This is a genomic window from Pedobacter sp. PLR (genome assembly GCF_026239675.1).
Classification (GTDB): domain Bacteria; phylum Bacteroidota; class Bacteroidia; order Sphingobacteriales; family Sphingobacteriaceae; genus Pedobacter.
Window position 1 is genome coordinate 632,182 of sequence record NZ_JAPIVQ010000003.1, and the last position, 13,790, is coordinate 645,971.

Below are 13,790 nucleotides of genomic sequence, written 5' to 3' on the forward strand. Positions count from 1 at the left end.
AAGGGAGGCTGTTTAACAGACCTCCCTTTTAGGTAAAGTATCATTAATCCTGCCTTGTAATTTGGATAATACCAGGCGTCTTTTAGGAGACTTTTTCTTTTTTTTTCCTTTTTTCAGCCAAATGATAAAACCGGTAATCGGCAGGCTGGCAGAAATTAAGCTGGCTATTGTGGCTACAATTTTACCGAACAAGCCAAAAAACTGTCCGGTATGCACGTCGTAAATACTTGCTTCTATAGTGTCAGCGGGATTAAAATCTTTATAAAGTTTAGAGCGGATGAGCTGCCCGTTCTCTGAGTTATAAAAGAAAGTATTTCGTTTTCGGGCCCATTCTGTAGGGTAGTTTAAACGGAGTCTGATGCTTCCATCTTTACGAATTGATAAAGTCGTGAGACTGGCGCCGGGAAATTGAACCATTGCTTTCTGATACATGTGCTCATATCGTTCCGGAATTGAGCTTGCCGTATCGGCCTGTATGGTTGGTGCTGCTTTCTTGCCTTCAGTTAATTTTGATCCGCTAAAAAAACTAACGGCAGTTTTAACCTCCTTAAAGCCAAAATACAGGCCTGATAAAGAGATGACCAACAAAATACCTGAGGCATAAAAGCCCAATACATTATGTAGATCATAATTAATACGCTTGATGGAACCCTTCCATTTAATGGTGAATGCCTGTTTCAGTAACCTCATCTGTGCGGGAAACCATAAAACTAAACCGGTAATCAGCATCAGTACAAAAATAACTACCGACCAGCGGATGATAAATTTGCCCTGATCTCCCAGGAGGAGAGAAGTATGGATTTCCTCCACGGTATGTAAAAAATCCAGTTCAGACTTTTTTACCAGCTGGCCATTGTAAGGATTCAGATAATAAACCAGGTGTTCTTTGGTGTTAATAGCTACTGTGGCATTCGGTTCGGTATGACGAATCGTGATACTGGTGATCTTTTGATCCGGAGCCATCTTCTCAAATCCTTTCAATAACAGGCCTAAACTGGCCTGTGGTTCTTGCCGGGCTGGAACAAAAGCGTAATCCTTATCCAGGTATTCCCGAATCTCTTTTTCGAAAACATAGATACAACCTGTCAGGCTAATGATCACTACAATAATACCTGTTAAAAGGCCCAGCCATAAATGGCTGAACCTCATTACCTGCATAAATTTCTTAGTGATTTTCATTAGTACGTATAAGTTGCTGCAAGATTAAACCTACGACCGTTTCCTCTGGCATAAACGGTATTGTTTCCGTAGAATTGAGAAATACTTGGATAATAGGTTTTGTTCAATAAGTTTTCAAGGCCCAGGCTAAGTTTTAAAGATTTTGAGGCCTGATACGCAGTAGCGAGGTTAATCAGGCTGTAAGCTTTTACAGGGCCTTCTCCGATAGAATATCTATTGGTGGTGGGATTGGTTTTAAAGCGATCTCTACTTCCAATATTCATCCAGTTCAGGTCTACCATTAGATTTTTAACACCAGTATACCTCAGGTAAACGGTTGCTTTTGAAGGTGGGATACGGGTAGTGTTCAGGTAAACATCGTTTTCGCCATCAAACTTGCCATCATCATCGATATCGCCTTTTCCTTCTACATAAGCATAATTACCACCTATTAATAATTTATCCATCAAAGGGTAATCTGCCTGGATTTCAAAGCCAGAAACTCTTTCCGGGATTCGTTGTGAAATATAAACGCCGTCAACCTCTAATAGATTTGCACCAAGTTTAGAAGTACTGATATAATAGGCGGCGCTAAAATTTAAATCGCCTATTCTGCTGCTAAAACCAGCCTCATAATTATTTACAATAATCGGTTTGGTTTGCAGTTGAGATAAGGTGTTGCTTTTAGCAGAACGCAATACTCTACCTAACTCAAACACAGAAAAAGATTGTGCGTAACTGATGAAAGGATTGAAGAGCTTATGGGCTGAATATCTTGCACCCAGATTAAACACGAGTGCATTATAGTTTAGGTTTCCTCCTTTAACGGCAATACTTCCGGCATTATTTGCTCCGGTGGCAATGGTGTTAAAATCATCTACGTCAATGTTGATATTCTCTACCCTTAGTCCACCTTTAATGGTTAAGTCGTTAAATAGATTAGTGGTCGCCTGTAAGTAAGGCGCGAAGTTCACCATGTTCATTTTTGGTACCCAAACTCTACCGTCAACCAGGTCTTGTGAAGTCTTGTCATTCATCAAATCCACACCGTAATTAAGCTGTGCGTATACATTTTTAGAAATAGAAAACGGCGTATTTAAATTCACTCTTGCACCCATTTTTGTAGATTTAATGGCAGATTGGCCACCTTCATAAAAAGAAGCTACATTGGAATAGATGGTGTAAAAATCCTGTAAATACACATTGGCCTGGAAATCTGTCTGACCAAATAGTTGTTGTTGGGTATATTGAAGATTTGCATTGTGATTGTAGCGTGTACCCTCTTCTGCACCTGTTCTTTCACCTTTAACTCCAATTGCAGGCTCTTGTCCATAGATTCCGCTTTTTAAGACATAATCAGAATGTTGTCTGGAACTGAAATAATTGTACATTAATTCCAGTCTTTGTTTTGAGGAGAAGTCGTAGCCAACTTTAGCATAGGCATTGTAGGTTTTTGTTTCACCTAAGCCGTAATCCGGAGAAATCACCTCGCCTTTAGCATCTTTGAAGACGCCGGTTTTTTCGTAGGAACCACTTGCGATGTAATCAATTTTTCCGCTTTTTCCATATAATTGTTGTACCACGCGGTAGCCAAGTGTACTGTCTCCTTTGGTATTTCCGGTTAAGCCCATTTGAGTATAACCGCCGAAAACTTTATCTGCTGGTGCTCTTTTAGTGATATAATTAATTAAACCACCCTCTGCGCCATTTCCATAGATAGCGGTTGCGCCTTTAATGACTTCAACTCTTTCGATTACCGAAGGGTCTACACTACGGATATCACGTCCACCTGCTCTAAGCGGTGTAGATTGTGGGATGCCGTCAATTAAGACCAATACAGTTCTTCCACGTAGTGTCTGACCTGAATTTCCGGTTTGATTGGTGGCAGCGCCTAATCCGGGAACACTATAGGCTAGTATATTCGCTAAATTCGGACTGATAATAGATAGGGCGTTGATTTCTTTTGCAGTCAGCACGGTGACCGATGAAGGTGTTTGCGCCAGTGATTCTGCTTTTCTGCTGGCAGAAACGATCACTTCTTTTAAATCTGAATGTTTCTCTTTTAATATGAAATCCATCTTTAAAGTATCATTTTCATTCACAGTGAACAGCGTTTCATTAGTTTCAAATCCCGTCATAGAGATGCGAAGCTGATACGTTCCTGAAGGAATGCCTTTCAATTGAAATTCACCGTTTTTATCTGAAGTTGTTTTTTTATTGAGTTTTTTGAGCTGTACCGTAGCAAAGCTGATCTTTTGATGGAGGGTATCTGTTATTTTTCCAATCACTACACTCTGGTGATTCTGAGCATTGGTAAGTAAAGGGAATAGGAGGAGAAGCATTATAGATAAAAGTGGTGAAATTCTGACCTTCATTTGTTTCTGATTTTTGGCGAATATACAGTTATTTAGACTAATTACAGATAGAAGGCGATAAAAGTATTCATTTTGGTCATCCCAATGAGCAACAGGTGAATGCGCTTTTAAGGCTTAATACATACTATAGTATCGTTTTCTCTGGTCGGATGCTTTTATATGGTAGAAAAAAACATTTGTAGCGGTAAAATTATATACAGTAATGCTAAACTAATGTTTAGTCTTGCTACATTAGGTTAATGAAAGGCATCAGCCGTTATTGATTACCATAGGGTGATGTTTCCCTCAGACCATGCCGCGATAATGACATTATTTCAGTTAAAAAAATAGATATGGATAGAAAAGAATTTCTCACAAAATCCGGATTAGCAGGAGGTACTTTACTTTTTGCGAAGTTCCCTGAACTAAATCCAATCCCCAAAAAGGTCAGATTTGGAATGATCACAGATTTGCACCATGATATTATGCATGATGGCATAGATAGATTGTCTGCTTTTATCAAAGAGATGAATGAAGAAAGGCCTGATTTTATCATTCAAGGCGGTGATTTTTGCTTTCCAAAAAAAGGAAACCTTCCACTAATGGATGTTTGGAATAATTTTAAAGGACCGAAGTATCATGTCATCGGGAATCACGATACTGATGGAGGATATACACGAGAACAAGTGGTTGATTTTTGGAGTGCAAAAGGGAAATATTATTCATTTGATGTTAATGGGTTTCATTTTGTGGTACTGGATGGAAACGAAAATAATGTGAGTGAGTATCGGCCAAAAGGTTATGCACGTTATATTTCTCCGGTACAATTGGACTGGTTGAAAAAGGATCTGAATGATACCGCCTTACCAACGGTTGTTTTTTGTCATCAGGGATTGGACAATGATTCAGGTGGATTAGAAAATGGGACTCTACTGAGATACACGCTGGAGCAGGCAAATAAAAAGGCAGGTCAGCAGAAGGTAGTTATGGTGATCAGTGGTCACCACCATCAGGATTATTACAATTTTATCAACCAGATCCATTATGTGCAGATCAACAGTGCTTCGTATCAATGGCTAGGCGATGATTATAAGGAAAGCAGGTATTCGGAAGAGGTGGATAAATCACATCCGAATATTAAATACACGGTTCCTTATAAAGATCCGATATGGGCAATGATTGAAATTGAAGGGAAGGGTAAGATTACGATTAAAGGTAAGAAAACGGTTTTTGTAGGATCGTCACCGGAAAAGCTGGGGGTTAAGATGGATGATTATATCTATCCGATTGTGCCATATATTTCAGATAGGAAGTTGGGTTAAAAGAAAACGACACTGATCGGAAATTCGTTTTTTGGTAGCTGCGTGTTGAATGAAAAAAATCTCAGACAAAAAAAAAGCAGTCTTTTCAGACTGCTTTCAAAACTGGGGTGGAATATGGGGCTCGAACCCACGACCCTCGGTACCACAAACCGATGCTCTAACCAACTGAGCTAAAACCACCATGTTTTTTCAACGTCACAAAAGTACGATTAATATTATTTAATGCAAATATTTTTGAGGTTTAACCTCGTCTTTTCTTTTAACCGATTCAATTTCAGCATATTTAATTTTCATAATAATATTTATTATCCTTCATGAATTGCAATTAAAGCTTAAAAACATAGATTTGTCCGCATATGATTGAGATTTTTACAGACGGCGCAGCAAGTGGAAACCCGGGGCCAGGTGGTTATGGGGTCATTTTGCGTTCAGGAAAGCATTATAAAGAATTGAGTGGTGGCTTTCGCATGACGACCAACAACCGGATGGAATTGCTGGCAGTGATTGAAGGTCTAAAGGCGATCAAAAGTCCGGGGCAACAGGTAACTGTCGTTTCCGATTCTAAATATGTGGTAGATTCTGTAGAAAAGAAATGGGTGTTCGGTTGGGTGAAGATCGGTTTTAAAGGCAAAAAGAATAAGGACCTATGGATTCGTTTCCTGGATGTCTATAAACTGCATGATGTGAAATTCGTATGGATCAAAGGTCACAACGCCCATCCTGAGAATGAGCGTTGTGATGAATTGGCCGTGGCAGCGGGTAAGAATAAAGCTGCACTGGCGATAGATGTTGAGTTTGAAAAAGAGCGGAATAAAGCAACCTTACTATAAGCCGGTGTTGCTGTAGCGTTCTTTTTAGCCTACTTGTTTTAAGTTTTGTGTGGTTACGGTATTTACATTCTTTTCCGCAGAAAATTCAGCCATCATTCCTTCCGCCATATTTACCATTTCTTTTGAGCCGATAAAAATAGAGCTGCGTTGATGTAATTCAGTAGGCTCTATCTCCAGGATTCTGTTGAAACCATCAGAGGCAACGCCACCCGCTTGCTCTACAATGAAAGCCATCGGATTGCATTCATATAATAACCTTAATTTTCCATTTGGTGATTTTGCGGTCGTAGGGTAGATGTAGATACCGCCTTTAATCAGGTTTCTGTGGATGTCACCAACCATAGAACCGATATATCTGGAAGTATAAGGCCTGTTGGTTTCTTCATCGTGAACCTGCACATATTTCAGGTATTTCTTTACGCCTTCAGGGAAGTGAACGTAATTTCCTTCATTTAAAGAATAGATGTTTCCGCCATCAGGAATGGTCATGTTAGGGTGTGATAAGCAAAACTCGCCTATAGAAGGATCTAGTGTAAAACCGTTTACGCCTTTTCCTGTAGTGTAGACCATCATGGTAGAAGAACCGTAAATTACGTATCCTGCTGCCACCTGTTGTGTGCCTTTTTGTAATACGTCTGCCAGAGTTGCTTCTCCTTCAACAGATTGTCGGCGGTAAATTGAAAAAATCGTACCAACAGCTACATTACAATCAATATTTGAAGAGCCATCCAGGGGGTCAATACATACAATGTACTTGGCATTTTTCGAAACGGGTGAATCTATACGGACAATTTCATCCTCTTCTTCTGTGGCTACAATGCAGCATTCGCCACCACTGGTGAGCGCACTGATAAATTGGATATTGGCAAAAACATCTAGTTTCTTCTGGCCTTCGCCCTGGATATTGATGGTTCCTGCATCCCCAAGAATATCGACTAAACCAGCCTTGTTGACCTCTCTGTTTACGATTTTTGCTGCAATTCCTATATCTCTGAGCAATCTGGAGAGCTCTCCTTTTGCGTATGAAAAATCAGCTTGTTTTTCAATGATAAACTGGCCTAGTGTTTTGATGCCTGACATATTGCTTAGTGTATTTTATACGTTATCTATTTCCTATTTCTATGGCCTCTAAGGTATGGATTTTTTCTTCCGAAATACAAAACCTAATTAATGTTTTCACCTTGTGCCAGCCTGAATTACCTGCCGCACCGGGGTTTATGTGAAGACATTTGATTTTTGGATCGAACATCACTTTTAAGATATGAGAGTGTCCGGTGATAAATAACATTGGGGGCTTAGTGTATATTTCACGCTTTATATTTGGGGCGTATTTACCCGGGTATCCACCAATGTGAGTCATCCATACATCTACCTTTTCACAGTTGAATCTCAGGTGTTCCGGGAACTGTGCGCGGATATCTTTATCATCAATGTTCCCATAAACCCCTTTCAGTGGTTTAAAAGCCGCAAGTCGTTCGGCTACATCCGGACCAAAGTCGCCGGCATGCCAGATTTCATCGCATTCATCGAAGTGTTTGAAAACGGCATCGTCAAGAAAACCGTGTGTATCAGAAAGAAGTCCTATTTTTTTCAAAGTATAGCTTTTATTGTCTATACAAAGCTATGTATATTGATCTGGAGATCAATAAAAAAAGGGGGAAAGAAATCTTTGAAAGAGGGAAAAGAAAGCCCTAGAAGGCCAGAAAAAAATCTTTTAGCAATTCCTTATAGGCAGTGGTATGAACGCCTTTAGATTCATAGATATAAAAGCTTTCCGAAGCAGGGGAGGAGTGGTTGTTTTTCGATAAACAAATGATGTGGCGAATCACCGGTTTACTTTGGTCGGAGCAAACCTCAATGCGCCTTTGTAATGATAGTCCGTATTGCCTGGCGCTTTCTGCCATTAATTCCGCTTGTTTAACGGGTAAGATCAGCCAGAAAGAACCTGCGGGGCTCAGGATTTCGCTCACCTTTTGGAGCAAAGAGTCGAAAAACTCCTCATCAGCATGTCTGGCGATACCCTTTCTGATCTCCGGGTTTTTCAAATCATTCACAAAGAAAGGAGGGTTGGATACTACGAGGTCGTATTTACGTGCAGTCTGGTAGCTGGCGATGGGGCTGAGGTGTGCCGCTGTTCGTGCAGCAAATTTTGAACCTGCAAAATTATCAATGGCAGTATTCGCTGCGGATTCATCAATTTCTACGGCGTCAACCACTGTTTTTGGGAAGCGTTGGGCCAGCATCATCGCTATAACTCCTGTTCCTGTGCCAATATCTAAGCTATATTCCGGGTTATCCTGAGTTACAATCGCAGCCAGCAAGACGCCGTCGGTATTGATTTTCATGGCGCAGCCAGTTTGATTAACCTCAAATTCTTTAAATTTAAAAATGCTGCTCATGATGGTAAATGATTGATATAAAACTAAGTGTAAAGCTTAGCAGGGGGATTGGGAACGCGGCAAAGATAAAAAAATAGATTTATTTCACTCAAATATTGTAAAATCAAATTTAAATACTACTTTTGTGGCCTTGAAAAAAACATGGTGGTTTTAGCTCAGTTGGTTAGAGCATCGGTTTGTGGTACCGAGGGTCGTGGGTTCGAGCCCCATATTCCACCCCAGTTTTAAAAGCAGTCTGAAAAGACTGCTTTTTTTTTGCCCAAAGTTTTTTTGCGGAGGAAATCTTTGTTTTTCCCTGGATGAGTTCGGTCGCTAAATTCATTGAGGGTGTTCGATACATGCTTCCATCAAAGGTTAGTTTTTCTGGGTACAACATCCCTATCAGGTATCTTTTACCCTCTACGTCAGCTTTTTCATAAAATTCGTCCAATAATCATAAGCTGTTCATTGCCTCTTCGGCTATCGGTTTTATATCTAAAATAGTTATGGTTTTCTACGTTGAGATCACTTAATCTTGCTTCCTGCCTGGTTATTTTCTCATTACATTGATCCTTGATTATTCTGGAGTTCTTCAATAAAAGCATCATTGGCTTTTTTTGCATTGTAACGAATACTACATTTAGAAGTGCAATGATAATAGACTACGTGTCCCTTTTTTCCTTTTGATGGACTACCTGTAAGCATTCTTGTTGGGCACCTAAGAAAGCCTCTAAGCGGTAATTCCTTTGGTGTGGCTATAGGGAGCCCAATTTAGGTTTCCTATTTTCTATGACCTCCTGAACAGTGTAAAACTGCGATTCGGTAATTAAAGGCTCATGAAGTGCTTGCAGCAAACATAGTTTATGGGAAAAATCCAAAGCGGGCAAAAAACACGGACTATAAAGGACTATAGTTTTTCTTAGTCATCTTATTATAAAAATCTGAAAACATTCTACCTATTGGAATTTTTAAATTATTGTTTAAAACTACATGCGAACGCTCTAAAATTTTTATTCTATTTTCTGCAATAACAAATGATCGGTGAATTTGTGAAAAGCCTCTTGTTGTTTCTAGTAAAGCTAATATTTCTGATAAACCTGAATTGGAAAAAATGGTCTCTTTTTCTGCAGTAATTCTGGTCGATCTTTCTTGCGCCTCAACCGCAATAATATCTGCCACCTTTATTTTAATAAATTGATTACGTTGTGCTGCGCTTCTAACCAGGATATATTCACTAATATCTTTTTGAACTAACTTCTCCGGATTTACAAATAATTTTTTAACGGTTTGACTAAATTTTAAGAACGAAATTGGTTTTAATAAAAAGTCATCGGCATTCAATTCATAAGAGTTTATGGCATAATTAGCATGTGCTGTTGTAAAAACAAGTTTCTTTGTTTGATGTTTAATTAGTTTTGCTAATTCTAACCCATTCATTTCTGGCATTTGGATATCTAAGAAAATAATGTCAACAGGCTTCAATCGCTTAGTTATATCTGAAAGTGCAACAAGCGGATTGGTGTAAGATTTTAAAAGTTTAATGTCAGGCTCTTCTGCTATGTAATCCCTAAGCAATTCTAAAGCAGAAAATTCATCATCAATGGCGATGCAGGTGTACATATTTAATAGATTGTTTAAGAGGTTAGTTTTTATTTTTTACTATTAGGTTAAAACTAAGGTAATCGTTTGTTTTTATTTTAACAATGATTTTTTATATACCCGAACTGCCGTTCATGTTGCCTCGTTTGTCGTTCATGTTGTTTGGATGGTTGTTGGTGCGAAAAATATTATATTCATTTTTTAAAATGAGGTTTGAATTAATTAATTAAATGTTTAAATCTCAAACTAAAAAAAAATGAAAAGAATCACATTGTCAGTAGCTTTTGTTGCACTTTTTGCTGTAACAACTTTTGCAAAAACTAATGCTGTTAAAACAAGTTACGCTAAGGTCATTGCCCATTTTAAAAGTTAAGTAAAATTTAAACAGACTATGAAAACATTTATCACTATCGTGTTAGTATTAATAAAAGTAAACACATTTGCCCAGCAAAAGGATAATGTTGTTGGTAAAGTGTTTTATACTTTTAAGCACATGAGTGATACCACTCAACAAAATAGTTATCGAGAAGAAAATATGAAGCTTTACGTTGGTAAATCACTTAATGAATACTTCAGTGCCGATCAGGAAAAAAAGGATTCCCTTAGATTAAAACAAATAGAATCAGGCGGAGGCTTTGTTATAAATACTGGAGGAAAGAAAACAACAGCTACCCAAATATTAACAGATAAGGTCACCAAAAAAATAATAATTAAAGAAAGTTTGATTAAAAAGTATTACTACGAGGATGCTTACCCGAATATTATTTGGAAAATTACTTCGGAAGTTAAAGAGATTGGAGATATAAAATGTACCAAAGCTGAAGGCAATTATAAGGGGCGGGTTTATTATGCCTGGTTTACAACCGAATTGCCATTAACGGGTGCGCCTTGGAAATTATTGGGTTTGCCTGGCCTGGTATTAGAAGCCTACGATACAAAAAAACAAGTGATGTTTTTATTTGCGGGCATAGAGAAAAATCACGGAAAAATAAGCGAAATAAACCTGGAACCACCAGGAGCCATTAAAACAACTAAAAAGGATTACTTACAGATGGAAACAGTTGCTAAAAGTGACCCCATGGGATTCATCAATTCAACTGCAGCAGATGCAGGATCAGGGCTACAACTCTCAACTAGTGGTGCAAATGGAAATTTCAAGCCTAAGAAACCATCTAACCCTGTGGAGTTAAAAGACAACTAGTGCATGAACATATTTTTTAAAGTATTTTTTGTTCTTTTATTTTGTTCATTTAATCTCAAGGCACAATTTAAAATAAATGGAAACGTAAAGGATGCTTTAGGAAAAAACTTAAAAGATGTTACCGTATCCGTTAACAATAGCACGACAAAGGGAATAATTGCCTATTTTATTACCGATGAGAAGGGAAATTACATAATTACTTTACCAAGTATGAGTAATGTTTTTATTAGAGCATCCTATGTTGGCTTTAATAATGAAGAAAATGTAATTTCAGATAAGGTATTTGTATATAATTTCAAATTAACTGAGGGGGAGGTTAATTTAACTGAGGTTAAAGTGAAAGCTCAAAATATGTTGACTAAAAATGGAGATACCCTTAATTATAACGTTAAAAAATTTAGTAAAACCCAGGATAGAACCATAGGTGACGTGATAAAGAACCTGCCTGGAATTACCGTAAATTCATCAGGAACAATTAGCTATAACGGGCGACCAATAAATAAATTCTATATTGATGGAGACGACCTCCTGGGCGAAAAATACGCCTTGGCCTCAAATAGCATTCCTTTAGATGCAGTTGAGGCCGTGCAAGTTCTGGAGAACCATCAGCCTGTTAAAATGTTGGAAAATAAAGTATTTAGTGATGATGGAGCCTTAAATATAAAGTTAAAGGAAAGCGCCAGGCTTAAAGTTTTTGGGTCAGGAAATATTTCTGCAGGCTTACCTCTATATTCAGGGGAAGGAAGGGTAAACGCCCTCGCCTTTAAGCGTAAAATTAAATTTATCAATACCTACGCTTTTAATAATATTGGTGTGGATTTAAATACTGACGTACAAAGCCAAAACACTAATGCGCCATGGTTACAAGCAATAGATAAGAATGTCACGAATTTACTTGGGTTTACAAGTTTGCCAAACCCGGTATTACCATTTAAATATTATACTAATAACATAAGCCATCTAGCTGCTTTAAACTTTTTACTTCCAATTAGTAAAACCAAAAATATTCGTTTTAACTTACATTGGTTACCAAATAAAATTAGTACTGATACAAAAAGCACTAACACTTTTTATTTGCAAAATGATACAATCAAACAATATGAAAATCAGATCAGTTACTTAAAAAGTAAAGCACTCTTTTTTGGTTTAACATACTTAAATAATTCAAGTAAATTCTATCTTCAAAACCGATTAAGTTTTGAGTCACATTTAGATAATGGAGCTTCGAACATAGAAAATGAACTGACGAATTTTAGACAAAGCCTGGGCAGGAATAATAGCACAATTCAAAATGACTTTTTATTAAAGCAGGCAAGTAAAAAACAATATCTATTTGAAGTTTCCTCAAACATAAAATACTCGACTAATCCTGAGAACTTAAGCATTGGTTATGGTATTTACCCTTGGTTGCTAAACAATAATATAAATTTTAGGCAAGCGGATCAATATGCAAAGCAGCATTCAATTACCAGTAACACTATGTTCTCCTTATCAAGGCAAATTAAGAAATTCACAACCGCTATAAAGGCGGAATATTTTTTGGAGAATATTAATTATCAAACTGGTATTAACCTTACACAAACAGATAACAGCACTACGTTACTTGGTGATAAGTTTCTAAATGATTTAAACTGGTTTCAACAGCGTTTAAAGATAGGCCCCTCTGTAGATTATAAAACCAACAAAATGAACTTATCAATTACGTTGCCGGTGGTCTTACGTGATATAAATTATGATGATGAGATTTTGACTAAATCTATTTCCATAGACAGATTTTCTTTTCATCCTGAAGTTAAAGCTAATTTAGAATTGGGAAGATATTCGAAATTATTAGTTGCTGCCAGAAGGCAAACTAATATTCCTACTCCACAGGATCTTTTATTTGGCGGTATATTGCACAGTTATAGGCTTTTGTCCCAAAATAATCAAGAAGTTCAGTTTGGCACTTTCAACTCAATAACTTTAAGTTTTGCGTATAGAAATCCTATAAAAATAATATTTTTCAATACCGCGATTATTTATTCAAAAAGCTATTCTCCTATTATTTCCAATACTATTTTTAATTCGGGTATGTTACTAACCAAGCAGGAGTATTTTGATAATTTGAGTAATCGATTGTTAGTTTTATCAAACTTTAGTAAGTATATTTTTCCAATCAAAGCAACTATAAAGGCAGGTTATAGTGCTTCAGTTCTAGATTATAATCAAGTTCAAAATAATGTGATTACTAAATTAAAAAGCATTTCTAATAATTTTTCAACTTCGATCAATTCCAAGCCTGTTTGGTACTTTAATACGGAATTGAGTGTAAGCTATCTAACTTCTCTTACGAAGAATATTTCTTTAAAAAACAACATTACGGGTGTAAACAAAGTTATTAGTACCGTACTACAATCTACCTATAATGTAAATGAAAATTTCTATTTGCAGGCTGAGGCTAATCATTTGTATCAAAGCAATAATGGGAATTCTAATAAGTTGATTCTTTTTGATGCTAAATTGAATTATACCATAAAGAAAACAAAAACAGATATCGGGTTTAAAGCCATGAATATTTTTAACGAACGAAGATTTATCATCACTGATATTGATGGTTTACAGGTTTCATCCAATGATTTTTGGCTAAGACCACTTACCTTATTACTAAATGTTTCATTTAGATTTTAAACCAAAAAAACTGATACTACTTCCAGTTTTTTTTTTTAGCCCTTTTCCAAGCTCATCAAATTCATCCATTTTTCTTTTTAAATCAGCCAACCGCTTCAAATCAGCAATAAACATAGAATTAATCTGGACCATAAGCGACCCCTGGTTTTGAAAGCAGTCTGAAAAGACTGCTTTTTTGTTTCCAGCCCTCGTCCGGATTGCTGGGGATTTCCTAAGATTGGATCAATCCCAAAGATTTTGCATTGTCTCCAGGCATGGCAAAGTATAAAAATTACCGAAAT

At 37.1% G+C, this 13,790-nt stretch carries 11 protein-coding genes and 2 tRNA genes; 5 read left to right on the plus strand and 8 right to left on the minus strand.

The window, feature by feature from the left end; genetic code table 11:
- Nucleotides 1-12: 12 nt before the first annotated feature.
- Entirely contained in the window at nt 13-1,179 is a 1,167-nt protein-coding gene (locus OQX61_RS09895; RefSeq protein ID WP_265841494.1) for a PepSY-associated TM helix domain-containing protein, read from the minus strand.
- A complete protein-coding gene (locus tag OQX61_RS09900; protein WP_265841495.1) occupies nt 1,179-3,533 on the minus strand; it encodes a TonB-dependent receptor in 2,355 nt (784 codons plus the stop codon). Before OQX61_RS09900 ends, OQX61_RS09895 begins: the two co-directional genes overlap by 1 nt.
- A gap of 332 nt (nt 3,534-3,865) precedes the next feature.
- Between OQX61_RS09900 and OQX61_RS09905 the strand changes: the two genes are divergently transcribed.
- Nucleotides 3,866-4,834: a metallophosphoesterase gene (locus OQX61_RS09905; protein WP_265841496.1), complete on the plus strand. Its 969-nt coding sequence runs from the start codon at nt 3,866-3,868 to the stop codon at nt 4,832-4,834.
- A gap of 103 nt (nt 4,835-4,937) precedes the next feature.
- Here OQX61_RS09905 and OQX61_RS09910 read toward each other — a convergent pair.
- A tRNA-His gene (locus OQX61_RS09910) sits at nt 4,938-5,014 on the minus strand.
- A gap of 176 nt (nt 5,015-5,190) precedes the next feature.
- On the opposite strand from OQX61_RS09910, the gene rnhA reads away from it, so the two are divergent.
- Nucleotides 5,191-5,664 carry a ribonuclease HI gene (gene rnhA / locus OQX61_RS09915; RefSeq protein WP_265841497.1) on the plus strand — a complete coding sequence of 158 codons (474 nt, stop codon included), beginning with the start codon at nt 5,191-5,193 and terminating at the stop codon, nt 5,662-5,664.
- Between the two features lie 24 nt (nt 5,665-5,688).
- Here the strand turns inward: rnhA and fbp are convergent, their stop codons facing one another.
- The 3 genes from fbp to OQX61_RS09930 all read right to left on the minus strand — a co-directional run bounded on the left by fbp (nt 5,689) and on the right by OQX61_RS09930 (nt 8,009).
- Entirely contained in the window at nt 5,689-6,744 is a 1,056-nt protein-coding gene (gene fbp / locus OQX61_RS09920; protein WP_265841498.1) for a class 1 fructose-bisphosphatase, read from the minus strand.
- Nucleotides 6,745-6,766: 22 nt separating this feature from the next.
- Nucleotides 6,767-7,258: a metallophosphoesterase family protein gene (locus tag OQX61_RS09925; protein WP_265841499.1), complete on the minus strand. Its 492-nt coding sequence runs from the start codon at nt 7,256-7,258 to the stop codon at nt 6,767-6,769.
- Nucleotides 7,259-7,355: 97 nt separating this feature from the next.
- Nucleotides 7,356-8,009, minus strand: coding sequence for a methyltransferase (locus tag OQX61_RS09930; RefSeq protein WP_265841500.1), 654 nt, complete (start codon nt 8,007-8,009; stop codon nt 7,356-7,358).
- A gap of 198 nt (nt 8,010-8,207) precedes the next feature.
- Here OQX61_RS09930 and OQX61_RS09935 point away from each other — a divergent pair.
- Nucleotides 8,208-8,284 (plus strand) — tRNA-His (locus tag OQX61_RS09935).
- Nucleotides 8,285-8,939: 655 nt separating this feature from the next.
- Here the strand turns inward: OQX61_RS09935 and OQX61_RS09940 are convergent.
- Nucleotides 8,940-9,662 (minus strand): LytTR family DNA-binding domain-containing protein, encoded by a 723-nt coding sequence (locus tag OQX61_RS09940; RefSeq protein WP_265841501.1) that lies wholly within the window; start codon nt 9,660-9,662, stop codon nt 8,940-8,942.
- A 370-nt stretch (nt 9,663-10,032) separates the two neighbouring features.
- On the opposite strand from OQX61_RS09940, the gene OQX61_RS09945 reads away from it, so the two are divergent.
- Both OQX61_RS09945 and OQX61_RS09950 read left to right on the plus strand, forming a co-directional pair.
- A complete protein-coding gene (locus OQX61_RS09945) occupies nt 10,033-10,842 on the plus strand; it encodes a GLPGLI family protein (RefSeq protein ID WP_265841502.1) in 810 nt (269 codons plus the stop codon).
- Nucleotides 10,843-10,845: 3 nt separating this feature from the next.
- Nucleotides 10,846-13,509, plus strand: a complete 2,664-nt coding sequence (locus tag OQX61_RS09950) for a hypothetical protein (RefSeq protein WP_265841503.1) — start codon at nt 10,846-10,848, stop codon at nt 13,507-13,509.
- On the opposite strand, the gene OQX61_RS09955 is transcribed toward OQX61_RS09950, so the two are convergent.
- Nucleotides 13,495-13,641: a hypothetical protein gene (locus OQX61_RS09955; protein WP_265841504.1), complete on the minus strand. Its 147-nt coding sequence runs from the start codon at nt 13,639-13,641 to the stop codon at nt 13,495-13,497. The two genes, OQX61_RS09950 and OQX61_RS09955, sit on opposite strands and share 15 nt — an antisense overlap.
- Nucleotides 13,642-13,790 lie beyond the last annotated feature (149 nt).